The organism is Sinomonas atrocyanea (assembly GCF_030811715.1).
Classification (GTDB): Bacteria; Actinomycetota; Actinomycetes; order Actinomycetales; family Micrococcaceae; genus Sinomonas; species Sinomonas atrocyanea_A.
This window is the reverse complement of the sequence record NZ_JAUSRH010000015.1, coordinates 19357-45584: the sequence shown is the minus strand read 5'-3', so window position 1 is coordinate 45584 and position 26228 is coordinate 19357. Positions and strand designations below refer to the sequence as shown.

General features: G+C 69.3%; 28 protein-coding genes. 8 read left to right on the top strand and 20 right to left on the bottom strand.

The window, feature by feature from the left end:
* Positions 1-214 precede the first annotated feature (214 nt).
* From J2W21_RS17865 to J2W21_RS17850, 4 genes are all read right to left on the bottom strand, one after another.
* Positions 215-748, bottom strand: a complete 534-nt coding sequence (locus J2W21_RS17865; RefSeq protein WP_307115871.1) for an NUDIX domain-containing protein — start codon at positions 746-748, stop codon at positions 215-217.
* A gap of 87 nt (positions 749-835) precedes the next feature.
* Entirely contained in the window at positions 836-1351 is a 516-nt protein-coding gene (locus J2W21_RS17860; protein ID WP_307115870.1) for a cysteine hydrolase family protein, read from the bottom strand.
* Between the two features lie 31 nt (positions 1352-1382).
* On the bottom strand, positions 1383-2819 hold the full coding sequence (locus J2W21_RS17855; RefSeq protein WP_307115869.1) for a purine-cytosine permease family protein: 1437 nt from the start codon (positions 2817-2819) through the stop codon (positions 1383-1385).
* A gap of 106 nt (positions 2820-2925) precedes the next feature.
* On the bottom strand, positions 2926-3870 hold the full coding sequence (locus J2W21_RS17850; protein WP_307115868.1) for a flavin reductase: 945 nt from the start codon (positions 3868-3870) through the stop codon (positions 2926-2928).
* 140 nt (positions 3871-4010) lie between these two features.
* On the opposite strand from J2W21_RS17850, the gene J2W21_RS17845 reads away from it, so the two are divergent.
* The 7 genes from J2W21_RS17845 to J2W21_RS17815 all read left to right on the top strand — a co-directional run bounded on the left by J2W21_RS17845 (position 4011) and on the right by J2W21_RS17815 (position 9619).
* The gene (locus J2W21_RS17845) at positions 4011-4748 is read left to right on the top strand and encodes a GntR family transcriptional regulator (RefSeq protein WP_307115867.1); all 738 of its coding nucleotides are present in this window, start codon (positions 4011-4013) and stop codon (positions 4746-4748) included.
* Complete coding sequence (locus tag J2W21_RS17840) at positions 4748-5368, top strand: amino acid synthesis family protein (RefSeq protein ID WP_307115866.1); 621 nt, start codon at positions 4748-4750, stop codon at positions 5366-5368. The genes J2W21_RS17845 and J2W21_RS17840 overlap by 1 nt, the downstream gene beginning before the upstream one ends.
* Complete coding sequence (locus J2W21_RS17835) at positions 5365-5916, top strand: amino acid synthesis family protein (protein WP_307115865.1); 552 nt, start codon at positions 5365-5367, stop codon at positions 5914-5916. Before J2W21_RS17840 ends, J2W21_RS17835 begins: the two co-directional genes overlap by 4 nt.
* 1 nt (position 5917) lies before the next feature.
* Positions 5918-6679, top strand: coding sequence for an alpha/beta fold hydrolase (locus J2W21_RS17830; RefSeq protein ID WP_307115864.1), 762 nt, complete (start codon positions 5918-5920; stop codon positions 6677-6679).
* A complete protein-coding gene (locus J2W21_RS17825; RefSeq protein WP_307115863.1) occupies positions 6663-8144 on the top strand; it encodes an aldehyde dehydrogenase in 1482 nt (493 codons plus the stop codon). The genes J2W21_RS17830 and J2W21_RS17825 overlap by 17 nt, the downstream gene beginning before the upstream one ends.
* A 115-nt stretch (positions 8145-8259) precedes the next feature.
* Positions 8260-9354 (top strand): LLM class flavin-dependent oxidoreductase, encoded by a 1095-nt coding sequence (locus tag J2W21_RS17820; RefSeq protein ID WP_307115862.1) that lies wholly within the window; start codon positions 8260-8262, stop codon positions 9352-9354.
* Between the two features lie 61 nt (positions 9355-9415).
* Positions 9416-9619 carry a tautomerase family protein gene (locus J2W21_RS17815; RefSeq protein ID WP_307115861.1) on the top strand — a complete coding sequence of 68 codons (204 nt, stop codon included), beginning with the start codon at positions 9416-9418 and terminating at the stop codon, positions 9617-9619.
* A gap of 165 nt (positions 9620-9784) precedes the next feature.
* Here the strand turns inward: J2W21_RS17815 and J2W21_RS17810 are convergent, their stop codons facing one another.
* The 12 genes from J2W21_RS17810 to J2W21_RS17755 form a co-directional block, all read right to left on the bottom strand.
* On the bottom strand, positions 9785-10927 hold the full coding sequence (locus J2W21_RS17810; protein WP_307115860.1) for a hypothetical protein: 1143 nt from the start codon (positions 10925-10927) through the stop codon (positions 9785-9787).
* A complete protein-coding gene (locus tag J2W21_RS17805; RefSeq protein WP_307115859.1) occupies positions 10927-11643 on the bottom strand; it encodes a DUF4913 domain-containing protein in 717 nt (238 codons plus the stop codon). Before J2W21_RS17805 ends, J2W21_RS17810 begins: the two co-directional genes overlap by 1 nt.
* Positions 11636-13597: a type IV secretory system conjugative DNA transfer family protein gene (locus J2W21_RS17800; protein WP_307115858.1), complete on the bottom strand. Its 1962-nt coding sequence runs from the start codon at positions 13595-13597 to the stop codon at positions 11636-11638. The genes J2W21_RS17805 and J2W21_RS17800 overlap by 8 nt, the downstream gene beginning before the upstream one ends.
* Entirely contained in the window at positions 13584-15152 is a 1569-nt protein-coding gene (locus J2W21_RS17795) for an ATP/GTP-binding protein (RefSeq protein ID WP_307115857.1), read from the bottom strand. The genes J2W21_RS17800 and J2W21_RS17795 overlap by 14 nt, the downstream gene beginning before the upstream one ends.
* Positions 15152-16675: an SCO6880 family protein gene (locus J2W21_RS17790; protein ID WP_307115856.1), complete on the bottom strand. Its 1524-nt coding sequence runs from the start codon at positions 16673-16675 to the stop codon at positions 15152-15154. The genes J2W21_RS17795 and J2W21_RS17790 overlap by 1 nt, the downstream gene beginning before the upstream one ends.
* 4 nt (positions 16676-16679) lie before the next feature.
* Complete coding sequence (locus tag J2W21_RS17785; protein ID WP_307115855.1) at positions 16680-17855, bottom strand: hypothetical protein; 1176 nt, start codon at positions 17853-17855, stop codon at positions 16680-16682.
* A 119-nt stretch (positions 17856-17974) separates the two neighbouring features.
* On the bottom strand, positions 17975-18706 hold the full coding sequence (locus J2W21_RS17780) for a hypothetical protein (protein ID WP_307115854.1): 732 nt from the start codon (positions 18704-18706) through the stop codon (positions 17975-17977).
* Positions 18703-19008 carry a hypothetical protein gene (locus tag J2W21_RS17775; protein WP_307115853.1) on the bottom strand — a complete coding sequence of 102 codons (306 nt, stop codon included), beginning with the start codon at positions 19006-19008 and terminating at the stop codon, positions 18703-18705. The genes J2W21_RS17780 and J2W21_RS17775 overlap by 4 nt, the downstream gene beginning before the upstream one ends.
* Positions 19009-19021: 13 nt before the next feature.
* Entirely contained in the window at positions 19022-19648 is a 627-nt protein-coding gene (locus tag J2W21_RS17770; protein WP_307115852.1) for a DUF6668 family protein, read from the bottom strand.
* The gene (locus J2W21_RS17765; protein ID WP_307115851.1) at positions 19648-21063 is read right to left on the bottom strand and encodes a MinD/ParA family ATP-binding protein; all 1416 of its coding nucleotides are present in this window, start codon (positions 21061-21063) and stop codon (positions 19648-19650) included. Before J2W21_RS17765 ends, J2W21_RS17770 begins: the two co-directional genes overlap by 1 nt.
* Before the next feature lie 19 nt (positions 21064-21082).
* Positions 21083-21604, bottom strand: coding sequence for a hypothetical protein (locus tag J2W21_RS17760; protein ID WP_307115850.1), 522 nt, complete (start codon positions 21602-21604; stop codon positions 21083-21085).
* A 5-nt stretch (positions 21605-21609) separates the two neighbouring features.
* The gene (locus tag J2W21_RS17755; protein WP_307115849.1) at positions 21610-22659 is read right to left on the bottom strand and encodes a CHAP domain-containing protein; all 1050 of its coding nucleotides are present in this window, start codon (positions 22657-22659) and stop codon (positions 21610-21612) included.
* Positions 22660-22893: 234 nt separating this feature from the next.
* Between J2W21_RS17755 and J2W21_RS17750 the strand changes: the two genes are divergently transcribed.
* A complete protein-coding gene (locus J2W21_RS17750) occupies positions 22894-23163 on the top strand; it encodes a transcriptional regulator (protein ID WP_307115848.1) in 270 nt (89 codons plus the stop codon).
* A 151-nt stretch (positions 23164-23314) separates the two neighbouring features.
* Here J2W21_RS17750 and J2W21_RS17745 read toward each other — a convergent pair whose 3' ends face one another.
* The 4 genes from J2W21_RS17745 to J2W21_RS17730 are packed head-to-tail and all read right to left on the bottom strand — an operon-like array spanning position 23315 to position 25823.
* The gene (locus J2W21_RS17745) at positions 23315-23737 is read right to left on the bottom strand and encodes a hypothetical protein (protein WP_307115847.1); all 423 of its coding nucleotides are present in this window, start codon (positions 23735-23737) and stop codon (positions 23315-23317) included.
* Positions 23738-23780: 43 nt separating this feature from the next.
* Positions 23781-24365 carry a hypothetical protein gene (locus J2W21_RS17740; RefSeq protein ID WP_307115846.1) on the bottom strand — a complete coding sequence of 195 codons (585 nt, stop codon included), beginning with the start codon at positions 24363-24365 and terminating at the stop codon, positions 23781-23783.
* Positions 24349-25341 (bottom strand): hypothetical protein, encoded by a 993-nt coding sequence (locus J2W21_RS17735; RefSeq protein ID WP_307115845.1) that lies wholly within the window; start codon positions 25339-25341, stop codon positions 24349-24351. Before J2W21_RS17735 ends, J2W21_RS17740 begins: the two co-directional genes overlap by 17 nt.
* Positions 25338-25823, bottom strand: a complete 486-nt coding sequence (locus tag J2W21_RS17730; RefSeq protein WP_307115844.1) for a hypothetical protein — start codon at positions 25821-25823, stop codon at positions 25338-25340. Before J2W21_RS17730 ends, J2W21_RS17735 begins: the two co-directional genes overlap by 4 nt.
* Between the last annotated feature and the right edge of the window lie 405 nt (positions 25824-26228).

Genomic DNA, 26228 nt, shown 5'->3' with positions numbered 1-26228 from the left:
ACGGCGAGGCCAGCCCAACAGCAGAAGGCCCCTCTCCATAGCCGACGCGGCTGTCGGCGCCGTAGGCCGCGATCCAGAACCCCGCTGCCGTCGGGCATGACCGCTTCGATCATGCCTATGCGGAGCGGCTCTCCTTCCTTTCGGAACTCGACAAGGTCCCCGGGGGAAGGCCGAGGGGCCTGACAGGCGGGAGGATGGGTGCCAGGTCCGGTCATCATGCCGCCCGACTCCCGCCGTCTTCGGAGTTGGCCGAGGGGCGGCCGCCGAGTTCGCCGGGCCATTCCTCCTGGTCGCCGCGCAGGGTTGCATCTAGCACTGCACTGAGCCATTCCACTCGGTTGCTGAAGCGGCGGACCTTGGCGGGCTTTGCCCATCGGTACGCGTCGTGCTCCCCATTGATGCGGAGGTGGCGCCGGCTGGTGGAGGCCCTGAAGGTGTGCACAAGCCAGGGCGCGCCGCTCCTGTCGGGCAGGAGGAGCGGACGGCAGCGTTCAAGCACGATGTCCTCCTGGGTGAGGCCCGTCTCCTCGTAGAGCTCCACGAAGGCCTGCTGCCGTGGAGTGGTCCAGGGGTCGAGGTAGCCGGTGACGCAGTGCCAGAGCCCCTGATCGTGGTGAACTGCGCGGCTGCGCCTGAGGAGGGCGATGCGGCCGTGGTGTTCGAGGATGATGGCCACGACTTCGCGGACTGCTGTCCCAGCTCCGGGGGCTTCAGCTGAGGAGACTGTCGTCTCGTCGGTGATCGTCATCGGTCCTCCGGGGAATTCGGTCTGATGGTGCTTGGGGCAGGCGGGGTCGGGGACGCTCCGTTGCGGGAGCGCCCCCGGCCCTCCACCTCACGCGAGCAGGTCGGCCAGCGTTGTGGTCTCGCACATCGGTGAGAGCATCTGCATCAGGGCCAGGGCCTGCTCGTGGGCTTCGTCGGTGGCGCCGGCACAGGCGTCCGAGACGACGGTGACGTGGCGGCCGGCGTCGACCGCCGCGAGGGCTGTTGAGAGCACGCAGCAGTCGGTGGCCACTCCTGTGAGGACCATCCTCTCCCCTTCGGGGATGATCGCGGCGAGCTCCGGGCCCCACTTGCTGAATGTCGGGGCATCGATGACGGTTGCCCCTTCCGGAAGGGGCACGGCCAGGTCCCACTCCTCGGCTCCGGGTGCCAGCCGCATCTCGTTCCAGCGCTGGTAGTAGGCGGACCAGGAGCCGGTCTCCGCTTCGTCCCTGACGAATCGCGTGTAGACGGGCGGGAGCGCAGTGGTCTCTTGGAGCTTTGCGATGGCAGCGGCGGCCTCGTCGAAGCGTGGCACATGCCATTCGGTCTTCTCCTGGAAGGCGCGCTGCATGTCGATGACCACGAGTCGGCCGTTCGGGCCCGGGCTCCCCATCTCAGAACTGCCGTGCCGCTGCGCTGCGGTCGAGCATGTCGTGGCCGGAGAGCCGCTTGAGCCGGTAGGTGGCGAAGTAGACGATGGCTGCGACGAGCGCACCGACGTAGTAGGAGAGGTCGCCGATCTGCGGGAAGGCCTTGGCGATCGGGCCGGTGTAGATCGAGGACATCCAGAAGGGCGAGGAGGCGATGACGCCGACGGCCCAGGCCACGAAGCCCCATTCGAACGTGCGCTTCTTGTCGAAGAGCTCGCGGAGCCCTCGTTCGCTGCGGCGGCCGCCGAAGAGGTAGTCGCAGACCAAGACGGCGACGTAGGGGGCGATGCAGTAGGCGGTGAGGTTCAGGAAGGCGGTGAAGCCCTCGTTGAATCCGCCCTGCCCCCAGAGCGCGACGACGTAGGAGATCACGCAGATGAAGATCACGCCGACGTGGCGCTTGACGGGGATGCCCATCGTCTGGATGGAGATGGCCCCGCCGTAGACGTTGAGGAAGTTCTGCGTGAAGGAGGACAGCGCGACGATGCACAGCCCGATGGGGGCCCACGGGCCCATGATCTCCTTCAGCGCGCCGATGCTGTCGCTGGCCGTGGCGGTGGAGCCGAGGATCGTGCCGAGCACGCCCATCCAGATCATCGTGACCGCGTTGCCGAGCATGGTGGCCCATCCGGCCCCGCGGCGGTTGCCTGGCGTGTTGGGCAGGTAGCGGGAGTAGTCGGAGGCGAAGGGCATCCAGGCGACGATGAAGGAGAAGAACCAGCCGAAGAAGACGATCCAGCCGCCGACCCCGTCGAAGCCCTTCGCGGCGGTGTTGACCTCGTTGACGATGTGGCCGTTGGCGGCGCTGACTGCGGTGATGAAGACGAATCCGACGACGAGGACGTAGGAGAGGATGCGCTGGAGGAAGTGGATGAGGTTGTAGCCGATGACCGCGACGCCGAGCTGGATTCCCATGAGGACCAGGGAGGAGATCCAGAACGGGATGCCGGTGAGGAGGGCGATGGCCTTGCCGCCGAGGATGACCGTCACGGCGGCCCAGCCGATCCCGGCGAAGACGTTGACGTAGGCGACCGGGAACAGGTTGCCGATGAAGCCGAGCGGGCCTCGGCCCTGCATCTGCTGCGGCACACCCAATCGGACGCCCATGGCTGACAGGTACCCCATGCCGGCCGACGAGGTCACGCCAGCGAGCACGATGGCCAGCACCGCGGCCCAGAAGGGCAGGCCGAAGTAGGCGGCGCTGAAGCCGAGGACGACGATGGGGAAGTTCATCCCGGCCGCGAACCAGAGGAAGAACTGGGACCGAGGGCGCCCGTGCCGTTCGACGTCGGGAATGTGCTCAATGCCGTACGGCTCGATCTTGGTGAGGCTGTCGCGGTATCCGCGGTCCTCGGCGATGCTGTCCTCGCTTGCTGCTGCGCGGACGGTGTCTGGGCTCATGGTTAGTCCTAAAGTGGAGGTGCACACCTGTGTGCACTGCTTGTCTGAGCAGATGGGCTCGGCGCGGCTGCTGTCCTGTGCGAGGTCTCAGCCGCGCCGCTGCCTTTCAGAGTTCGACGAGCTGGCCGCCGTCGAAGAAGTGCCCGGCCTTGTAGACCATGGGCGCGGCGCCGTCGACCTCGGCGTGCCGGACGCGGCAGATGAAGACCGTATGGGTCTTCGCCTGGAAGCGCTCCTGGATCTCGGCCTCGATCGAGGCCGCCGAACAGTCGATGAGCGGGCTGCCGTGCGGCCCCTCGTGCCAGTCCACCTCGGCGAACTTGTCGGGCGACTTCGAGGCGAAGACCCCGACCGTCGGCTTCTGGTCCGCCCCCAGGATGTTGATGCCGAGGTGGCTGGAGGAGAAGAGCGCCGGGTAGGTGCTGGAGGTCTTCTGCACGCAAACCAGCACGAGCGGCGGCTCCAGGGAGACCGAACAGTACGCGTTGGCCGCCAGGCCCTTGGGCCGGTCGCCCTCCTTGGTGGTCACCACGGTGACACCGGTGATGAACTGGCGGTTGAACGCCTTCATGGTGTCCAGGCTCGGCTGGGCGTCCTCGTCCTCGGGCTCCGGAGCCGGTGGGGCGGCGATGCCGCGCAACGGACGGATGCCGAGTCCCGCGAGGAGCTCGCTGCCGTCCCAGGTCACGGTCTCCTGCAGGACCCTTCCCCGTGGGTCGAGCACGAGGATGTTCGATCCGCGCGTGTGGACAGTCAGTCCCGTGGCGGGGACGCCAAGGTACTCGTGGGCGTGGGTCCCGGTCGAGGTCCAGAACACGGCGACGGTCCCCTCACCGACGACGATGTCGTCGAGGGTGGTGCGCAGATCCGGGAAGGCCTCCCTGACCGAGGCGATCTCTGCCTTGAGGCCCGCGAGGTCGACCGTCGCCCCCGTGGCCTTGCTGGTGCGGGTGTACCCCTCCGCCATGAGCGCATCGAGCGCGTCGAGGTCGCCCTTGTCCCAAGCTGCGAGCCATGCTGCCGTGATGACCGGTTCAAGCGTCTGTTGCATACCAATGAAGGTAAGGCAGCTCACAAGGATCGGTCAATCCCCTATTGAGATTCCGCGGGAACTGGGCCATTCGATGGGAAAGTAACCCTCGGAGATTCAGCCCTTGACGCTCCTCATGCATGCAACCTAACCTGTGATGCATGCAAGATGCTCTGGAACTCAGCGCCGCCAACGGCGACCAGGGCGGACTCCTCGACCGGATCCGCCAGCTCGTCCTCGGGGGCGAGTTCCCACCGGGGGCGCTCCTGCCCGAGGCGTACCTCGCCCAGGAGTTCGAGGTCAGCCGCACCCCGGTCCGCGAGGCGCTCAAGCAGCTCCAGCACGAGGGCCTGGTGGAGATCCGCCCGAAGGTGGGCACCTTCGTCCGGGAGCCCACGCGCAGGGAGATCGTGGAGCTGTTCCAGCTCAAGGAGTCCCTCGAGGGCCTCGCGGCCTCCCTCATGGCGCGCCGGGGCGATGTCCCCGAGCTCGGCATCCTGCGCCGCAACCTCGCCGATTCGGAAGAGGCGGTCCTGTCCGGCGACTCCGCCCGCTATGCGCGCCTCGTCGAGGAGTTCCACTGGGCGATCGTGCACGGTTCCGACAACCGCAAACTGGCCGAGCACTACGCCCGCCTGATGAACCAGTTGGCGTACCGGCGCCTCGTGCTCCGCACGGTCGAGCACCCGGGCCGCATCGCGGCCTCGACCCAGGAGCACCGGGGCGTGCTCGAGATGATCGAGCACAAGGATCCCTTCGGTGCGGAATCCGCCATGCGCAACCACGTCTACGCATCGTCCCGCGAAGCACTGATGCCGGACTCCTCGTTGAGCCCAGCGGCGCGGAACAGAATCCCCACAGCCTCGAGCTGTTCTCACCAGAAAGACATGGCCCCATAGTGCTCAACATCCCAGATCAACCGGAAGAGCTGATCCGCAAGGTCGTCTTCTCCAGGGAAGAGGTCCTCCTCGAGAACGGGACGGCGCCGCGGATCCCCGCAGCCCGTGCTGCCGCGGCCGCCGTCGTCGCCAACCCTTGGGCCGGGCTCGGCCCGGACGCCGACCTCTCGGAGGCGGCCGCCTGGCTCGCACCGACCATCGCTGCCACGCTCATCGACCGGCTCCTCTCCGGGCTCGGCGGAGCGGACGCCGTCGAGGCGTTCGGCAAGGGCGCGATCGTCGGAACCGCGGGCGAGATCGAGCACGGCGGAGCCCTCATCCACACTCCCTACTTCGGGAACCTGCTGCGCGAGTCCCTCGAAGGCACCTCGATCATCTGCTTCGCCGACTCCCGGGGCGACGCAGGAGAGCGCCTCGTGGTGCCCATGTGGCACAAGAGCGCGGCAGCCACCCGAAGCCACTACCAGACCGTCGACATCCGCGTCCCGGACGCGCCCCGGCCCGACGAGATCGTCATCGTCGCGGCCGCATCGACGGGCCCACGTCCCCATGCCCGAATCGGAGACCGGACCACCGACGCCCAGGTCTCATGGAGCACACTCGCAGGAGCAACCAGATGAACGTCAGGAAGATCGTCACCCTCATCGATGAGACGACCCGCGAAGGCGGCCGCGCCGTGGAGCCCGCGGCCCGCGTCGCCGTGGTCGCCGCCGTTATCGAGAACCCCTGGGACGGCCAGCCCTTCGTTGAAGACCTCAGCGACGGCATCCGCCAGAACGCCTCCGACCTCGGCGCGCTCCTGGCGCCCCGGGTGATCGAGGCGCTCGGCGCCCCGGTCGAGGCCTACGGCAAGGCGGCCATCGTCGGTCTCGACGGCGAGATCGAGCACGGCTCCGCGCTCATCCACACCCTCCAGTTCGGCGACCACTTCCGCAAGGCGGCGGAGGCCACCACCCTCCTGCCAGCGGTGGAGAAGCGCGGCCGCGCAGGCGTCACTTTCGACATCCCGCTCAAGCACAAGACCGACGCCACGATCCGCTCGCACCACCAGACCATCGAGGTCCAGATCGCCGACGCGCCCCACCCCGGCGAGATCGTCGTCGCCCTCGCTGCAGCCGCCCAAGGGCGCCCGCAGCAGCGCCTCGCCCCTCTCACGAGCGAGCAGTAGCGTGAACGAGCCCGTCGTCCTCCTCCACGGGGTGGGACTCGACAGCTCGATGTGGGACACCCTGGTCATCGACGGAGCGCTATGGCTGGCCGGGCGGGAGGTCATGGCCCTCGACCTTCCCGGGCACGGCTGGCAGCCTCCGCTGCGGAAGCCCACCAGCCTGTCCGAGATGGCGGACGACGTCGCCCGCAGGCTCCCGCCGAAGGCCCACCTCGTGGGCTTCTCGCTCGGGGCGCTCGTGGCACAGGAGATCGCCGCGAGGGAGCCCGGACGGGTCCTCTCCCTCACGTGCGTCAGCTCCGTCTGCCAGCGCACCGAGGCAGAGGCCGCCGCCGTCGCCCGCCGCCTCGAGGCAGCGCGGGAGGACTTCGCCGCAAGCGCCGAGGCCGCCCTCGAACGCTGGTTCCCCGACGCCGGCCGCGTCCCCGCCGACCTCGTCGAGAACGTGCGCAGCGTCCTGCTCGCCAACGACCGCGAGTCCTACCTCCACGCCTACGAGGTCTTCGCCACCGGTGACCGCGACGCCTCGGACGCGCTGCCGCTCATCACCGCGCCGACCCTGGCCATCACCGGCAGCGAAGACCCCGGCTCCACCCCCGAGATGACCCTGCGCCTGAGCCGCTCCGTCGCAGGCGCCCGCGCGCTCGTCGTCGACGGCGCACGCCACATGCTCCCCCTCGAGCAGCCCGAGCAGCTCGCCCGCCTCATCGCCGAGTTCGCGGACGAGGCCGAAAGGAAGATGCACCATGCCAGCACGGATTGACCACTTCATCGGCGGCCGCTGGACGCCGCCGGCCGAAGGACGGTACTTCGAGAGCACCAACCCCGCGACCCTCGAGGTGCTCTACGAGGCCGCCCGAGGCACTCAGGCCGACGTCGAGGCAGCGATCGATGCGGCCTCGAAGGCCTTCGACGGCCCAGACTGGTCCAACCTCACCCCCACCCGGCGCGGACACCTCCTCCGCCGCCTCGCCGACCTCGTCGGAGAGCACGGCGACGAGCTTGCCCGGCTCGAGACCGAGGACAACGGCAAGCTCCTGCGGGAGATGAGGGTGCAGCTGCGCACGCTGCCGGAGTACCTCTACTACTACGCCGGGCTCGCCGACAAGGTCCAGGGAAGCCAGATCCCCGGCATGGACCCGGCCATCCTGAACTACACGGTGCGCGAGCCCCTCGGGGTCGTCGGCGCCATCACCCCGTGGAACTCGCCGCTGACGCTGACCGTCTCCAAGCTCGCCCCCGCCCTGGCCGCTGGGAACACCCTGGTCATCAAGCCGTCCGAGTACACCTCCCGCACGGTCCTGCGCCTGGCCCAGCTCGCCTCGGAGGCGGGCTTCCCCGACGGCGTCGTCAACGTCGTCACGGGCCTCGGCCGCGAAGCCGGGGCAGCGCTCGTGGAGGACCGACGGATCGCCAAGATCAGCTTCACCGGCTCCACTGCGACGGGGCGGGCGATCGCCTCCTCGGCGGCGTCCCGCTTCATCGGCTGCACCCTCGAGCTCGGCGGCAAGAGCCCGAACATCGTCTTCGAGGATGCCGACGTCGCCAGCGCCTCCCTCGGCGTCGTCGCCGGGATCTTCGCCGCGGCCGGCCAGACCTGCATCGCCGGCAGCCGCGTGTTCGCCCACCGGTCCGTCTACGACGAGCTCGTCGAGCGCGTCGCCGAGCGGGCGAAGCGGATTGTCATCGGCAACCCGCTCGAGGACGCCACCGAACTCGGGCCTCTCGCCTTCGGCGACCAGCTGAGCAAGGTCGAGTCCTACGTGAACCTCGGTGTCGAGGAGGGCGCCACCGTCTCCTATGGCGGCCAGCGCCCCGACACCGGGCTCCCGGGCTACTTCTACTCCCCCACGGTCCTCACCGACGTGGACAACCGCATGCGGGTGGTCCGCGAAGAGATCTTCGGACCCGTCGCGGCGATCATGCCCTTCGACACCGAGGAGGAAGTCCTCCGACTCGCGAACGACACCGAGTATGGGCTCGCCGCGGGCGTCTGGACCAAGAGCCTCGCCCGCGCCCACAGGATGGCCAGGCACCTCGAGGCGGGCACGGTCTGGGTCAACACCTACCGCGCCATGTCCCCCATGTCCCCCCGCGAGGGCTTCAAGTCCAGCGGCGTCGGCATCGAGCACGGCCTCGAGTCGATGCACGAGTACACGCGGCTCAAGAGCGTGTGGATCAACACCAGCGAGGAGCCTGTCGCCGACCCCTTCATCATGCGGAGCTGACCTCCGGCCTGCTGCATACGCAGAGCAGGCACTCCTCCGCCCCCGCCATGGGCCGGCATCGGCCCTCCCGCACCAATCTCCGCCGCGAGCGGACCGAGCGCAGTCAGGAGCACTCATGCGATTTTCCCTATTCGTCCACATGGAGCGCTGGGATGAGTCAGTCACCCACCGCGAGCTGTTCGAGAACCTCACCGAACTCACGCTGATGGCGGAGGCCGGCGGATTCAGCACGGTCTGGATCGGCGAGCACCACGCCATGGAATACACCATCTCGCCCAGCCCGATCCCGCTGCTGGCCTATCTTGCCGGCCAGACCTCGACGATCCGACTCGGGGCCGGCACGATCATCGCGCCGTTCTGGAACCCGATCCGTGTGGCCGGTGAGTGCGCCCTCTTGGACGTGATCAGCAACGGGCGCATGGAGGTCGGCCTCGCGCGCGGGGCGTACCAGATCGAGTTCGACCGGATCGCCGGGGGCCTTCCCGCGACCGACGGCGGGAAGCACCTGCGCGAGCTCGTGCCGGCCGTGCGCGAGCTGTGGCGCGGCGACTACGCGCACAACGGTGAGATCTGGCAGTTCCCCACCTCGACCAGCGTTCCCAAGCCGGTCCAGCAGCCGAACCCGCCGATGTGGGTCGCGGCCCGTGACCCTGACTCGCACAACTTCGCGGTGTCCCAGGGCTGCAATGTCATGGTGACCCCGTTGATGAAGGGTGACGAGGAGGTCGTTGACCTCAAGCGGAAGTTCGACGATGCCTGCGCCAACAACCCCGAGGTTCCCCGCCCCGATCTCATGGTGCTGCGCCACACCCACGTCCACTCCCCCGAGGACCCGGACGGCTGGCGTCCCGCCGCGGAGGCGATCAACCGCTTCTACCGAACCTTCGATGCGTGGTTCGGCAACAAGTCCACCCCGGTGAACGGCTTCCTCGAGCCCAGCCCTGAGTCGAAGTTCGAGGGACGTCCGGAGTTCCAGCCGGAGTCCCTGCACCGGACGGCCATGATCGGCACTCCGGAGGAGGTCATCGCGCGCCTGCGCGACTACGAGGCGCTCGGCGTCGACGAGTACAGCTTCTGGATCGACAACAGCATGAGCCACGAGGCCAAGCGTGAATCGCTGCAGCTCTTCATCGAGCACGTCGTCCCTGCATTCCAGCAGCAGGCCGCTCAGGCTGAGGCCCAGGAGTCTCTCGGGGCCTCGGCGCGCTGACCACCACCTCCGTATCGGCCGGGCCTCCCCCGACCATGACCATGACCATGAGGAGCACGCCATGCCCCTGATCGACGTCTCCATCGCCCGAGGCCGCACCCCCGAGCAGCTCCGCTCGCTCATCTCCGCCCTCCACAAAGCAGCCGAGGAGAGCGTAGGCGCACTGCCCGAGAACACCACAGTGATCATCCGGGAGGTGAGCACCGAGCACTGGTCCAAGGCCGACCAGACGATCGCCGAACGCAACGCGGCCGCCCGAGGCTAGGAGGACGCAGGGAACGGGGAAACGCCAGGGACGGCCGACACGCGGCAGAAGGCCAAACGCCGGCCGTCCCTCTTTCCCATGGCCGCGTCCGGTAAGGCATCCGCTGCGAGCGTGCATGGCGGTCAGTGTTTTAGGAGTTCCCGCGGAACATGCTGATCAGCTGCATCACCGGCTCCCCTTCGTCAGCTGGGCCTTGCGGGCAGCGCTGCTGTTCGGCCGCGCAGCGGGGGCGTTGCGTGGTGCCGTGGCGACGGCCTGGCGGGGGTGGGTGCCCTGGCTGACGTCGGCCAGCACGCGGGCGTCCACGGCAGTCTGGTCGGCCAGGCCTTGGAGGGACGCGGCGAACTCTCCGCGCCGCTGCGCGGCGTCCCACTGGTCGTGCGCCACGGATTCCTCCTGCTGCTGCTCCTGCCGAGCGGCCCACGGCAAGTCCTCCTCGGAGGGACCGTCCAGGTCCATTGCCATCCCGTCCCACTCTTGGGACCGGCCCGTGGCCCGGTCAGCGTCGACACGGTGGCCGTCCGCGGAGCCGGCCTCCCTCACTGCCTGCCCGGTGAGCCTGTCCGCCTTCACGGACGCAGCCTGTGCGTCGGCGGGCTGGCCCGTCTCGGCCTTCCAGCGGCGGATCAGCTCGGTCTCGTCGGACCGCGCGGCCGCCACCGTGTCGGCGGCGGCGTGGCTGCGGGCCCACTGCGCGAACCGCTCCGGGTCGGCAGAGGCGGCCCAGGCCTTCGCGGCCTCCAGCTCGTCGGCCGCGGAGTCGGTCTGCTGTGCTTCCGGACGGGCCAGCCAGGCGCTGACCAGGGCGATGTTGAGGCGGTCCCGCTCCTCGGGGCTGCGGGCCTGGCTCATCTCCCGGGTCCATGCCCCGTCCATGAACGGATCGTGCTCGGCGACCCACTGCCGTGAGCGCAGCAGGTCGGTGACCCGTTCGGGCATCGAGGCCGTGACGTGCACGCCGCGCTCGGCGAGCTGCTCGTCCATGTGCCGCAGCGTCTGGGCGATCTCCGCGTCCTGGCCGGCCCAGGACACGGCCGTCTTGTACGCGGCCCCGATCCGCTCCGGGTCGGCCTCGGCCCACCAGGAGTCGGACCGGGCCCCCGCGAGGGAGGCGCGCGCCGCCCCGCGCTCGGCCTCGAAACGGGCCGCGAGCTCGCGGCCTGCCCGTTCGGAGGCCGCACGGGCCTGGGCGAGGCGCTCCTGCCGGGCCCGGGCGGCGATCTCGCCGAGCCGGGCGGCGACCATGACCGCCTGGCGCAGCATGTCGTCCACTGCCTCGCCCACGCCGTCTGAGTGGTGGGTGCTCATCACTGGGTACCTCCTTCATCCTTGGATTCGCGCACGTCGGGGAACAGCGCCGGTGGCGGGGCCACCAGTTGGAACGGGCCCAGGGGGCTCTCCGCGTGCCTGTCCGGCTTGCAGCCGTTGAACGGGCCGCTGGTGGCGTCGGTGAGGACCGGCAGATGGTGGTCCAGATGGTCCTTGAGCCACACGCTCATGCCGGTGCGCCCGTCCAGGCGCAGGTGCTCCCACGCCCGCCACAGGGCCTCGAGGCGGATGATCGCCTCCGCGTGCTTCCACCACTCCGGGCACCAGGTCGTCCTGTCCCCGGTGGCGGTCAGCTGGCGCCGGTAGACCGGCACCAGGAACTTGGCCACCCACTCCGCCGTGGACCCGTACACCAGCTCGGGCTCCGGGACCGCCTCGGACGTCGCCTTCGGTGCCGGACTGAGGGTCCCGTCCTCCAGGGCCTGGGCGATCCACGCCTCCACCGCGTCGTAGTCCCACTGCGGCGGCTCCCAGTCCAGTGGGGCCGGTGCCTTGCCGTGCATGACGAGGGACCGCCAGCGGCCGGCCCTGATCGGCTCGGCCTCCTCGGCGATCTGGGCGAGGACGTCCGTGACACTGAGCAGGAAGCCGCGCCCGTCCTCCCCGCCGTCCACGGCGGCGGGCGCCGCGGCCTCCGGGCCCGGGGACTCGTCCCAGGCGTCGACCGGCTCAGGCCTATGGGAGCTGTCAGTCATGGCGTGCCGCCTGAAGCCACTTCGAGGCAGCCGTGGCCTTCGCAGGCATCGGCTGGGGAACTGTGTTGATGGGCTGCTGCATTTGCAGGCTGCTGTTCTTCTGCATGTTCAGTGCGTCCCGGTAGGCGTTCACGAGGGCGTCCGGCTTCTCGCCGGCACGGCGCAGCACCAGGCGCTCGAACGGCGTCCGCGCGGTGCGCCGGGCCTGGGCCTCTGCCGCCTTCTTCGCGCTCTCGGGCGTGGGGTCGTTGATGTCGAGGGAGAACCACACGGCATCGGCGTGCGGGGTGTCCATCCACCGCACCGTCCTGATGAGCGCTCCGGGCGCTCCGGCGCGCTTGACGATGGCCCGCCCGATCGGCATGGCCGCGAGGTCGCCCACGGTCCAGATGTGCTCCTTGCCGCCGTCCGGGCTCATGGACACGCTCCGGCGGTCCCCGGCAGTGACGTTGACCGTGTCGTAGCGGTATTCCCCGAGCGTGGAGGACACCTGGCGCAGGAAGCCCTCTTCGTCCAGGCCGGAGCCGATGACCTTCACGGTGGCGGAGGAGTAGATCTTCCGCATCCCCTTCTCGCCCCAGAGTTCCTCCCCCTGGCTGTAGGACTGGAGCCAGGCGATGGGCAGCAGGCCCTTGGAGCCGAAGTGGCTGTACTTGTCGGGCAGGTCCTTCCAGACGCACACGTTGGCGATCTCATCGAGGGCGAACACCAGCGGTACCGGCAGGCGGCGGAAGGGCTGGGTCATGGCGTACGCCTCGCCGGCGTCGGCCACGGCGACGGTCAGCGCGGTCGTCAGCGCAGCCGCGGACCCGCCGCCCTCCTTGGAGAGCAGGTACAGGGTGTCCGTGCCCCGGACGAACTGGGCGGGGCTGAACTGGGGGCGGGCGTCTGCCGGGCCGGTCGGGTTCACCCAGTCCCGCACACCCGTGAACTTGAGCACCGCGCACATGGCCTTGGCGGTGCCCACGATGCCGTCGCGCTGGCCCGGGTCGAGCTGGAGCTGCGCCTCCAGCGCCAGGCCGTAGGCGGCGTACTTGCCGTCCTCGGCGGCGGCGAGGATGGCCTGGGGCTCCTTCATCCCGACGTTGCCGCCGGTGATCCAGTCGTAGACGGTCGCGATCGGCTTCTTCCCCAGGGCTGCGGCCAGCAGCAGGGCCGCGAGCATGTCGCGGCCCTCGTTGTCGAAGTAGGGGTCCTCGCCCTTCGTGTTCGGCCCGCGGCCGGCCACCTTGAAGATGTCTGCGAGCTTCTGGGCGTGCTCGTCGTCCACGACGTAGCTGAGCGGGTTCCACCACCAGCTGGCCCGGTCGGGGCTGATCTTCTGCGGGTTGAACGCCCATACGGTGCCCTTGAGGGAGCGGGGCAGGCGCGTGGCGTCGATGACGTCGGGCTTGTTCGAGGTCGAGACGACCGCGCCCGGGGCGTCCAGCACGGCGGGGATGACCTGGGAGGTGGACTTGCCCTGGCGGGGGCCGAAGATCGACAGCGCCACGGATTCGACGTCGGCCACGAGCCGGGACAGCCCGGCGACCGAGATCCCGAGGAAGATCCCGGGCCAGGTGAGCCCGAAGCGCCTGGCCGCGCGGCGTGCGCCCCGCTCGGTGAGCATGGCGATGTCCTTGCCCCGCCCCATCTGCGAGGCCTTGTAGTCGACGCGGGAGCGGCCCTTGGCGGCGCGGACGCGGAACCAGACCACCAGGGCCACGAGCAGGGCCATGAGGACCAGGACGGCGACGAGGCAGCCTGTGGACGCCGTCGACCAGTGGAGCCGGCCCGCGATCAGCCCGAAGGGGGCCTCCATCGGGTTCAGCGGGAGCTTCTGCCCGTCCCGGCTGGCCCAGGACCCCCCGTATACCCCGGCGTCGACCACCAGGACGACGGCGACCACCAGGCCGATGCCCATGAACAGGGCCCACGTGCCCGGGGCGACGTGCGAGGTCCTACGCTGCTGCACTGTCTGCTCCTCCTATGTTGTCCTGCCCCTCTTCTCCGAAGATCTCCCGTTCGATTTCCTCGGTGGAGGCGCCCTGTTTGCGCAGGCTCTCCCACCGGGTGTTGGTGTCGGAGATCTCGTCCTCCACGCCGGTGAGCTTCATCTGGACGGGGATGCCGGGGGCCTGGCCGAGCTTGACCAGGAACTTCCCGCGCCCGTACGGGGCCGTCCTGCCGTGCTGGTTGGTGGTGATCTTCTTCACGTCGGCCCAGGACTCCACCCGGCGCTTCTCCTGCCGGGTGAGGCGGCGGAAGTGCTCGACCTCGGACAGCTCCTTGGCGCCGAGGCCGCCGAGGACGACCATGGCGCAGCGTTCGACGAAGCCCTTGGCCTTCGCGCGGTCCGTCTCGTCGGCCACGGCCTCGAAGTCCTTGAGGGTGTGGGAGATCATCATCTGCCCCACCCCCTCGTTGCGGTTGAGCCGGGTGAGGGAGTCGGCCTTGTCCACGATCCCGCGGCCGACCCGCAGGGCGCGCCAGAACTCGTCCAGGACGATGTTGTAGTTCCGCCGGGGCTCCAGGCCCGCGTCGGCGAGGATCTGGGCGGTGTTCACGGCCTCGAACCCGACCGACCAGCAGGCCAGCAGCCCGGCGGCCTGCTTCTGCGGCTGCGTGTCGGGCAGCGCCGAGAGGTCGAAGCAGACGGAACGGGTCATGTCCAGCTGCTCGGTGGTGTGCCGGGAGAACATGTCCCCCAGCGGACCGGAGCCGGTGGCGATACCGATCAGGGAGGTCCGCAGGGCGTCGGTGGCGTCGAGGTAGCGGTCCATGTCTCCGCGGTCGAGGACCACCGTGCGCAGGTCCTCCGGCGCCTCGGCGATCAGCTTCTCCAGGTCCCGCACCAGCGGCACGCCGTCGTGCCGGTCGTAGAGGATCTCCAGCGCCCGGCCCAGGATCAGGTCCTCCTGCTCGGAGGGCTTGGACTCCCTCGAGACGGTGATGAGGGCCATCATCAGGGCCTTGCGCTGCTCGTGCGCGCCCCGGGCCACTTCCTCCCGGAGCGTGCCGGTCAGCCGCTCGACCGCCCCGGCCGAGCCGCCCGGGTCGAGCGGGTTCAGGTAGCCGCGCCCGCTGCCGAGGCGGTTGACCTTCCCGTCCGCCTTCCGGGTGCGCAGGACGTGCTCGCCCTTGACGTCGCCGAGGTACATGCTCGGAACGCCCCGGTAGGCCAGCCACAGGCACATCTTCCCCACGGCGGTGGACTTCCCCAGGGCCGGGTTGGACATGAAGTACACGGACGGGTTGGGGATCAGGCCTTCTTCGAAGGCTCCGAAGTGGTCGAGCCCGACCACCTGGCCGGTGATCATCTGCTGGCCCAGCGGCGCCCCCGCCAGCGGGGCCCCGGAGCCGGAGGAGAACGGCCACAGCCCGCACACCTGCCGGGACGAGCCGCGGTACTCCGGGGGCAGGTCCAGCAGGTTCGCATACCCGCCGCCGGCAATCCGGTACCCGCGCTTGAGCGGGTCGAAGTGCCGGCTGCGCGGGGCAGGCCTGGGGAGCAGGTTCAGCGGGTTCATCAGACTGCCTCTCGGATCTTGGAGGGGACCATGACGTAGTCGGGCAGGACCAGGCCCAGCGGCAGCGACGCGGCGAAGGCGGTGTCCTGGGCCCCGTAGGCGGGCCGGACGGTCAGCTGGGACTCCGCGGCCAGGTCCTCCACCCCGTAGCTGACGGCCAGGGCGTCCTCCGCGTTGCGGATCGTGGCGGTGATGACCACGCCGAAGTTGAGCATTCCGGCGTCCTTGGCGACCTCCCTGGCGGTCTGGACCGTCTTGGCGTAGTCGTCGATGGCCCGGAAGTTCGGGGTGCCGGTCGAGGCCGCCCGGTTCTTGGCCGCGTTGACGTCCTTCTCCGCCACGTCCATGGCCCTCGCCGCGGACACCGGGCGGAAGAGGAACGTCACCCGCTTCCGGTCCACGTCCCCGGTCGGGGACAGGATCGCCTCGAGCACGTTCGAGAACACCTCCCCGCGCGGGGCCACCGACATGACCCAGGACTTCGAGAACCCCGAATCGTGCCGGTACCACTCCCACCCGGCGTTGTGGGCGATGGGGCCGACGTCGTTCCAGGACAGCGACGGAGTGACCTCCTCGGCGTGCGCGGCGGCGATGTGCCGGGCCACGGCGGGATCGTAGGCGGCCCGGACGACTTCGCAGAGGGTCTGGGCGGTGACCGGGTGCGCGTCGCCGGCCCCGCACTGCTCCAGGTGCTCGGTGAGCTTGCCCAGCCGGGCGCCCAGATCGATCCCCAGGTCCTCGACCTTGCGGGGACGCGGAGCGCCGGGACGCCACGCGGTGACGGTCACGGCGAGGAAGGCCCGGGTCACCGGAGCCGACTGCGGGAAGGTCGCCTTGACCTCCTCCATCATCTGCACCGTCGCCTCGGGGGCATCCGGATGACGCCGGGTGTCCACGGCCTGGCGAAGCCGGACCCCGAAGTCCGGGGCCGTCTCCACCGTCACGGACGCCGCCACGACGTCGGACTGCTTGCCCAGGTCGGACAGCCAGCCGCCCCAGTTCGCCACATAGGCGTCAATCGTCTGCGGGTCCTCCAGGGCCAGCCCCGTGGACTCGCACTCGATCACCACCGTGGCGTGATTGGTGTCGGGCATGAAGACCAGGGCGAAGGCCCGGTCGAACGAGTCCGTGAACTGGTGCAGCTGCGACTTGGCCAGCAGGCCCGGCAGCTGCGCCGTGCCGCCGGGAATGAGCCCGACAGGGCCGGAGCGGTAGAGATTCGTACGGCGGCCCACGGCCTTCCTGTGTGCGCGCTTGGCGACCATGCGGCTGATCCGGGACTGCCCGTGCCGGTCCCGCACCGTGAAGACCCCCAGACCGATGCCCATCACGAGGAAGGTGATGAACCCCCAGACCGGGCCGGCCAGGCGGAAGACGAACAGCAGCACCAGCAGGGCCGTGATCATGGCCCAGGTCTCCAGGGCACCCAGCTTGCCGATGCCCGCGGTGCGCGGCCGGCGCCAGTTCCCGTAGGTCGGCTCCGTATATGTGGGCTGCCTGTCATCGATGGTGTGGTCGCTCATGTCACTACTTCCCCCCGCTTCCGGACGGGCCCTCGCCCGCTGCTGACTCTGCGGCGCCCTGCACGGCGGCTGCGCCCTTCTTCACGGCCTGCACGCCGACGGCCGCTGCGACCCCGGCCGGGCCGGCGGCGGCACCTGCCCCACCGGCTCCCGCTCCCGCTGCCCCGGCACCCGTGCTGCCCGCTGCTCCCGCGCTCGCCCCGGCGGGGGCAGCGGAGGCGGCCTTGGGCTGGGACGGGCTCGTCGTGGCCCCGGAGGCCTGCTGGTCGGTCTTGCTGCTGCTGCTACTGGTCGTGCTGCTGCTGCTGGTGTGGGCTGCGCTGCTGCGCCCCCCGCGGCTGAGTGCGCGGTCGATTGCGCCGGTGGCGAGCGTCCCGGCCGCGGCGCCGATCGCGGCCGCGCCCCCTCCCCCGCCGGCCGCTGCGGCGACCATCGGGGTGACCAGGCGCATCAGCGCAGGCAGCGCCACCAGTGCCAGGACCATCAGGGACAGCCCCACGATGGCCTTCACCCCGCCATCGGCGGAGGCGAAGATGTCCGAGGCGGTGAGCTTGAAGGCCACCGCGTAGCAGAGCGCGGCCGCCGGCTTGTAGAGGGTGAAGGCGATCAGCCAGGACAGGAACCGCTGGAACCACTGCTTGCCCGTCTCGGTATTCGTGAACGCCGCGGCGGTGGGCAGGCCGCCGGCCAGCAGGATCAGGATCCCGGAGCGGAACACCATCATCACCAGCTGCACCAGGGACACGAGGATCGCCAGCACGCCGAAGATGATGGCCAGCAGGACCCCGAGGCCACCGGTCAGAGAGATCATCCCTGCGACGCTCTGCGCGAACCCGGTCCCCTTCGTGGCATTGTCCAGCAGGGCCTTGGCCATCTCGTCGAAGCCGGTGATGAGCAGCTGGAGCACCGCCACCCCGGAGCCGGTCACCAGCGTGAAGGTGATCAGCTGCTTCACGATGTCCATCAAATGCTTGCTGCGCTGCTCCCACACCAGCCGGCCGGCCCCGACGAGGATGCCGAAGACCACCAGGACGAGGGTGTACCACCACAGCTGGTTCTGCGCCCACCACACCACATCAGACTGCTGGTCCACCGTGCCCGGAGTGATCACGGGCGTGGTGTCCACGTTCACCCAGAAGGTGCCCAGCCACGCGATCGACTTCCCCCACGCCTCGATCACAGCATCCCGAAGCTGATCCAGAGCGCCGCCGGCAACCGCCTTCGCTGCATCCCCGACCCAGCAGCTGGAGCCGAGAAAGCCGCAGTCCTTCTGAGGTGTGTCTACAAGGGGAATCATTTTCAGGCTCCCGACCACGGAACGAATGTGCTCAGGTCATTGACGGTGGTGATCGACCCGCTGGAGTCGTAGTCGAGCTTCCAATCTCCGTTGACCCACTTGAGGGGCAGGGTCAACGATCCATGGCCGCCCTGCGAGTTCTTGAGACCGATCACCACAGAAGCGGCCTGATCGGCGTAGGACTGGATCTGGAAGCCGCCGATCTGCGCTCCCTGTGACTGATCCGGCGATGCCGCCGACGGATGGGGAGAAGCCAGGAACTGGTCCCGGCGCGGACCGGGTGCGGACAGGTCCTTCACACCGATCGATTCGCCGTCAGGCAGGAACGCTGCCGCCGCGATATTGGCCGCGGCGTAGAGGGCTCCGGTGGGGCTGTGCTGGTAGCAGGTACGCACGTTCCCGTCGGTCTTGCCCGGCCCGATGCCCTTGGGATCGGTCGGGACGGCGATCCGGCCCAGCAGCTCCCACTTGGTGGGCAGGCCGACGGACGGGTAGCGCTGGTCTCCTGCGGGAAGCCCGCATACGCTCTGGCCAGTCTGCGCCGTGGCCGTGGCGGTGGCCATCGCCGAAGGGGCGGGTGCCGGGGCCTGCCCGCCGCTCGGGGATGGCAGCGCCAGATAGACGATGCCCAGGGCGGCGAGGACGACGACGACGGCTGCGCTGGCGATGAACCGGGGCCGGGTCCACGGGCTCTGGTCCCGAGGGGGGCTCTGGCCTTCGGTGGGCTGGCTCATGCCATGCCCCCGGCGGCCGCCACGACACCGCCGACGATGCCCGAGGCCACTGAGGCGACGATGCAGCCGACGAGGACCATGCCGAGGGACTGGGCGTGCTGGCCGCCTCCGTGGCCGCTCTTCTGGTCGATCATCATCTTGCCGGCGGCGAACAGGATGCCCAGGACGCCGAGGCCGAAGACGATCCACGCGCCCCAGCCGAGGATCTTCAGGAACCCGGCACCGCCCGGGGGCTCCTCCGGGGAGGGGTTGGGGATTGCGGCGAGGACGTCCGCGGCGAGGTTGAGCGCTTCAAGGTGCATTGTTCTGTCTCCTTCACTGGTTGCCGGCGGCGGTGTGCAGCCGGATCTTGTCGAGGACGCTGCGCACCGATGGGGGCAGCGAGGCAGGGTCCGGCGTCCCGGTCAGGCGCCAGCCCTCCACCCAGGGCACCTGCCACAGGTGGGGCACGGCACCGGCGACGAGCCGGAGCCGGTCGGCCAGGGCCTTCGGCAGCCGCCCGGGGGCATCGGCCATGACCACGAGCCCGGCCAGCGACCCCGGCAGGGCCCCGGAGCCGTACTCGATGGCGGCGAGCTGGGCGGCGCGCAGCCCGGCAGCGTTCGAGCGGCAGACCAGCAGCACCACGTCCTGGCCGCCGCGCCCCTGGCCGTCATCGTTCTGGCGGACGGGCCACGCGTGGTCTGTGGCGACCGCGCCCTCTATCAGCGCCGCCGTCGTGCTCTCCCCCGCCCCGCCGTGGGCCCCCATGACCCACACGGACGGGGACGGTCCCGCGACGGTGGCGCGGGGAACGCCGGCTTCCGACACCTGCCGCACGCCCCGCTGCGGCCGAGTGGGACCGGCTGGGGCCTCCCGGAGCGCCGGGGCCGCTGCGAGCTCCGGCGCGGCCTCGAGGGCCTGGAGCCACTTCGAGGCGGAAGGGCGGGCGGCGGCAGCCATCAGAGGCCCTTCGCGACCGATGCGGCCGCGGCCAGCCAGGCCCGCTGCGTCGCGGGACGGAGGGCACCGAAGTGGATCACGCCGTCCTTGAGGGCCGGGTCGAACGGGATCACATGGACCTCGCGCACGTAGGGGCGGAACTTCTCGGCGTGCAGCTGGGCCAGCTTCTCGTGCCCGGGCTGCTCCTGGGACACGATCACCACGGCGTCCGCGGCAAGCTGCGCGGTGCGCCCGTCGCGGCCGGCCAGGCCCTGCAGGGTCAGGCGGGCCCCCTCGACCCTGTCCTCCACCGTGGTCGCAGTGACGACGAGCTGGTCCGTGTGGCCGATCATCTGCCGCCAGTTCGCGGCCCGGTGGTTGTTGCCCGAGTCCATCAGGATCACGTTGAAGTACTTCGACGCGACCGCGTGCAGCACGTCGACCTCGGAGGCCGTGATCTCGTGCTCGCCGTCGATGTCCTGGTCGGAGAACAGCGCGTCGTACTTGTCGGCGGCCTGGCGGTGGACGAAGGCGTTGACGTCCGCGGCGCGGGCGGTGTCGGAGAGCAGATGGGACGAGCGCTCCAGCACGTGCAGGGCCGAGCGGGCGTGGTCGCCGCGCTCCACCCGCCACGGCAGGGAACCGGTGGTCTCGTTGTTGTCCCAGGCCAGCACCGAGCCGCCGGCACGGCCGAAGACGGCCGCGAGGCAGATCGCCGTCGGCGTCTTCGAGGCCCCGCCCTTCTGGTTCACCACGGCGATGGTGCGCGGGCCCGAGTAGATGCGGGAGACCAGGTGCTCGTCCGCGCGCTCGGCGAGCTCCGCAGCACCCGGGCCGAGGGAGAGCCCGAGATTGTTCACCCTGCCCTGCCAGCCCTTCCTGGCCGGCTCGATGTTGTCCTGCACTGCGAGGAAGGACTGCGAATCCCGCAGGGACCTGCGCACCGCCGCGGGGGCAGGCTCGACGTGAGCCTCAGGATCGGCGGGAGCTGCAGGCTCAGCAGGCGCTGGGTCGCCCTCTTCGAGGCCTTTGACGATGCTGTCGAAGCTGTCCGCAGCCCTGCCCGGGGCTGCCGACTCGGCAGCCGGCCCCTCTCCACGCCGGGCCTGGGGCTTGGGCCGGGGCGTCTCCACGCCGGCCGGGACCGGCTCCACCGTCTCGTCCAGAGACTCGGAGTACTCCTCCTCGATCTGCCCTTCCGGGGAGACCAGCAGCACGCCGATGCTCTCCTGGTCGCGGGTGGTGACCCTGACCGGGGAGCCGCCCGTGCGGGCGTGCGCGACCACCAGTCCCAGCAGCTCGCGTCGGACCTCGACCTCGCTGCCGCCGGCCACGGTCTGGCGGGATGCTCCGATGAGCAGCTCCCCGCTGTCCTCACCGCTGATGGTGATGCTGACCGGGGGGAATTCGCGGATCCTGCTCTTGTCGATCGCCATCTGGGTTCTCTCCTTGTTCTCAGGCGTCCTTGGAGGCGATGTCCTGGACGAGCCAGGGCTGCGCCGCTGCTGTGCGGTGGAGGAGGACGGCCCACTCCCCCGCATCGGTCGTGAAGACCGCCTTGACGGTCATGGGGTCCCCCGGAGAGGCCTGGAGGGCCGGGCCGGAGAGGACCCTGCCCACAGGCACCCGGGCCGGGTTGATGTACTCGGCCTCGACCCGGTACGCCGGGGACAGCATCGGCGCCAGGTCCGTGATCCACTGCCGCTGGTCCACCCGGGGCCGGGCGAACAGGGCCATGGCCTTCGAGGCCGTGTCCTTCGCGCTCTGCTCGCCGGCGGCGTCCCACGAGGGGACGGGCAGCGGCGGGGCGCTCTGGGCCTGGGCGTGCTCGCCCCCGCTCAGCGAGGACGTCCACGAGGGCGTCGGCGTCGCGCTGGGGGCATGGGCCGTCTGCGCCGTCGGGGCGGCCGGGGCGCACGCGGCGCAGGCGAGGGCCAGCGCGGCCCCGGCCGCGGCGGCCATGGTCTTCTGCAGCATGCGGATCATCCCTTCTGCGGCACGTACAGGAAGGCCGTGGGCGTCCCGTCCCGCACCGTGCGGGTGTAGTAGGTGTGGTCGTCCGGGGGGAGGTTGCCGTTGTAGCCCTCCTCGAGGAAGGTCCCGTCCGGGTTGACGGCCTTCACCACGGCCACGTGCCCCTGGTCGCCGGCGCCGCCCACGCCCGGGGCGTAGTAGACGACCGCCCCCGCACGGGGGGTCGTCCCGACCGGCCAGCCCTTCGCCTCCCAGCCGTCCAGCCAGGTCGCGGCGTTGCCGAGCACCTGTCCGTCGCCGCGGAAGCCGGCGTTGGTGAACCTGAAGGGCGCCGAGGTCGAGCCGTAGGCCTGGTTGACCCGCCACAGGGCGAAGTCCACGCACTCGCGCGTGTACATGCCCAGATCATTTGAGACGTCGACGGGCCCGTGGCCCCACGGCAGGTCATCGCCTGCGCCCGATGCGGCGCCGCCGCCGCATTCCCCGGCGGACACCTTGGCCCCGGAGAGCGACTGCACGACCTGGAGCGCGGCGTCGCGGTACTTCGCATAGTGCTGGGGGTCGGCGTTGCGCTGGACCCGGTGGATCGCGATGGTCGGCTCCAGCGACTCCCAGCCGGGGACGTCCTTGAGCCGGGACAGGAACCCCGTGCCCGCCTTCGCCACATCCAGCCGGTCCGCGCGGGGGCCGTAGGAGTCGTCCTGCTGGAGGATGCCGATCGTGACGGCGACGCCGTTGACGGTGCCCGCGGCGTCCGTGTAGTCGATGCTGCGGAGCGTCGACTCGCCGATCGCGGCCTGCACCGCCAGGACCTGCGCGGCCACGGGCAGGCCGAGTTTCTTCGCGTCCTCCATCAGCACTGCGGCGTTCCGCAGCTGGCTCCCCTCGAAGCCGGCGACGTTGGCAGGCGTCGCCGTCCCGTCGACGGTCACCGCCGGCGCTGTGCACGTTCCCGCCTGGGCGCTGTTCCCGCCCAGGATCACCACCGCGCCGACCAGCATCAGCGGTGCAGCCAGCACGGCGGCGGCAGCTCCGGCCGCGACCTTACTCCCGTTCATCACCCTCCCCCCCCCGGAGATGTCGTCGAAGCGGAACACCGCGTTCGATGGATGCCTTCCTGTCGACGACGTCCTCTTGGCCGAGGATGATCTAATATCATCTTTAACATGATGTTAGCATCCGTTTTTTGATGATGCTTGTGGGAATCGCCGCGAGGGATGGTGGGAGAGAATGAACCTGTGCCGCGCCGCTATACGCCTTCCATCGCCCCGTCTGAAGACGCCAGGGCGGCCATGAGCGTGTTCCAGGTCAACAGCTTGCGCGCGGAGGTCATCAGGGACTTGGCCCTCCATCCGGAGGGGTCGACAACGGTTGAATCGGCAGCGCGCCTGGATGTGGACTACCGGCAGGTGTACCAGCATGTCCAAGTCCTCAGGCGGGAGGGCCTCCTCCGCCTCGCCGAGGCAGATGGCAGCCGCCGTGGGCCCGTCTACATCCTCGACGAGCAGGTTCTGCAGGGCCGGAACAGGGCCTTCATGCAGCACCTGCTCGGCCGCGACTGACTCGGTCCCCCCGCCGGCGACGGAATCGGCCACCCTCTTCGTTGTGGTCGTCGGCATCTGATCCCAAACCTCGGATAGGCTCTACTGAAACAGTGTTCCAGTAGAGCCTATCCGAGGTTTACAGCCCTGTCACAACGCTGCTGCGGGACAGTCAGGTGCCGGGTCTCCGGTGCTTGTCCAAGAGGCGGGCGAGTTCAGTGAGGGCCTCAGGGGACACCTCTCCGACGATCCGTGCAGCCACCCCCTGGACTTCCGCAGCTCTCATGGCCACCAGCAGCTCCACCTTGGCTTGCAGGTCCGGTGGAAGCTGTGCCTCCCGCTCGAGCAGGTACCTCGCAGGAACGCCGAAGAAATCGGCCAGGGACTCGAGGAGGTGAGGGTCCCACTTGTTGTCCGGGGAGCCTGTCCGGAGCCGGTACCACCGGACGCGCGTGAGACGCACGCCCCGTTCGGCCATCGCCTTCTCTATCCGGGGGAACAGCAGGGCGCCCCCACTCCGCTGCTCCTCGAGGTCGAGGAGAAGCTTCAACTTGGAGGCCAGGACCTCCCGATCAGTGAGCGGCTGGCTGTTCAAAGGCCCTCTCCTGCCATCTTTGGCTTCTGGGTCTTCCCCGTGGTCATAGCGTCATCAACTCCAGAACCGACCCGATCACCAAAGGGCCCGCGATCGTCCCGGCGAACACCTGATTGACGCTGTGGTCCCCGAGATGCACCCGAGACCACCCGATGAGGGGCGGGAGGGCGAGCAGCCAGAAGAAGCCTGGGCCGAAGATGAGGATGAGCACTGCGACCGCCCCGCTCAACGCAGTAGCGTGCCCCGAGACCTTCCAGAATGGGCTTACCGCCATCATGAAGACCATCCCTGCGACGAAGGACACCAGGACGGCGAAGACCAGGGCCGGGGCCCCCATTGCCACGAGGATCACGGAGCCCAAGACTGTCGAGCCGAGCGTGGCCAGCAGAACCGGAAGGCGCTGCCGCTTGTCTCCCACATGGTGATCACTGAGTCGGCCTCTCCTTGCCAGCAGGACCACGGCCAGCCACGGCATCAAGCACATGAAGAGTGCAGCGATCACACCGCACCAGATCCCAAGAGATCCCGTCGAGCTGCGGATGCCGGCGACGATGAGCAGGAAGCTCACCACGGCAGGGGGCTGGAACACCTCGGTGCAGAACCGGGCCACACTACGGGCGTGCTTCATCAGGCCTTACTTCGTTCGGGATGGCGATCGCCATCTGGTCATACGGGAAGCGTTGCTCCAAGTCCGCGAGCAGCGCGAGCTGTGGCGCGGTCAGTGAGACTTCGGGAATCATGGTGCCGTCCCTGAGCTGGATCATGGTGTCGTATACCTCTCCACGGGGATCGGCAGCCAAGAAGCCGCTCACGAGCGCCCGTGCAGTGGAATGGCGGCAACCCGTCAGTGGAGCACAGGCGACACTCGCCCGGGCGTTCACCAGCCGAAGCGGAAGTTCAGTCCGCCTCGCCAAGGTGATCACCGGGGGGATGCACAGCCCAAGGACGATGGCCGCGATCCCCGAATAGAGAAGCGGGGTGAACCACGGGTAGAGGCTCTGCGCAAGACTGGAGTCGCGCCCGAGCCTGGGCACGACGGACATGTAGACGAGTTCGACCACGGAGGCCGCTGAGATCAGCACACCGCCGGCCGAGAACCACCAGAACCACCGCGCTGGCCGGCTGGCTCTCCGAACGAGTCGGATGATGTCCACCGCAAGCCACAGGACTGCAGCCATGTAGACGTTGGCGTATGCCCAGATGCCGGGTTCATGAACGTATTCCGGGATGAACCAGCGGGTCGTCGCGCCCCGAGGCGAGGCTGCGAAGAACACTGCCATCGCGAGCATCTGAAGCAGAAGCGGGACGGGGTCGCTCCTCCCGCTCGGACGATCCAGGACGAGGCAGATTGCCCGACGAAGGAACCACATCGAGCTCAGAAAGAGCAGATTGCGGACCAGGTGCAGCAGGTTCGTCCCGCCCAGCCACGAGTCCACCACGCTCTCAGGGACGGCAAACCCCACCGTGAACAGAGCCGCAAAGCCAAGCAGGGCCGAGACCAGGGCTGGACTCGGCATCCGGCGTTCCTGGACCAGAGCGCCGATGCGGAGGAGCAGAACGAGGCCCAGAAGAATCGGAAAGACTGTCCATGCCAGCTGGATCATCCGAACACCGCGCTGAAACGGGCCGTCTCGGAATCAGGCCTGTGAAGGATCCGCCCCAAGAGGAAGGCGATGTCCTCAGCCGCTTTCTCTACCTCGTTCGTCCTGGCCGCGTCCCCCAGAACCTCAAGGGTGCGGGCATATACCGGGTCGTCTCCCCACAGATTCATCCCCATGTGCTGGCCGGCGCTGCACCAATAGTGGCCGAGGAGGATGTGACCGAACTCGTGGAAGATGCAGTGGGCCCGATACACCTGCGGGTCCCTCTGTCGGTAGAAGATGAGTCCCTGGTCGGCCTGATCCACCCAAAGCGCCGTGAGGCTCCCCCAGCCCTCCTCCTTGAGGCCTTCGAAGATCAGCCGCTTGCCGTAGATTCCAGCCACGCGCGAAGCAATGTCCTGCAACGTCGAGCTCGGTTCCAGACCGAGGGCAGCGACAATCTCTGCCGGTGACTCCGGCCGGAGCTCTTGGACCGGAGCAGTCATTAGCGAACCTCCCACGTACCGGTGGATCACTGTATCAGCGAGGGCTCTCTGTGCCGTGCCGCAAGTCGCAGCCCGGACTTCCCTCAACAGGCCTCCGATCATCGGGTAGGCTACTGAAACAGTGATTCAGTGACTGGAACCGAAGGTGCCGCCCGGCGTCAGTCGGGGCCTGTCTGATGAACAGGGGAGCAACGTGCGCTCTTGTCCATGAGCGCACGACACGGCCACATGTTAGAAGAGGCCGCGCGACACGCCGAATCAGGTTCAGCTAGTTCGGAACCTGATTCATGTTTGATGAGGGACAAGGACTGAAGGAGGAGAAGCTCATGCCGCAGCCACATCGAGGCGACCGCAAGGCGACTACTGTCCGTTTCCCTGTCGATGACATGAGGGCCCTTGACCATC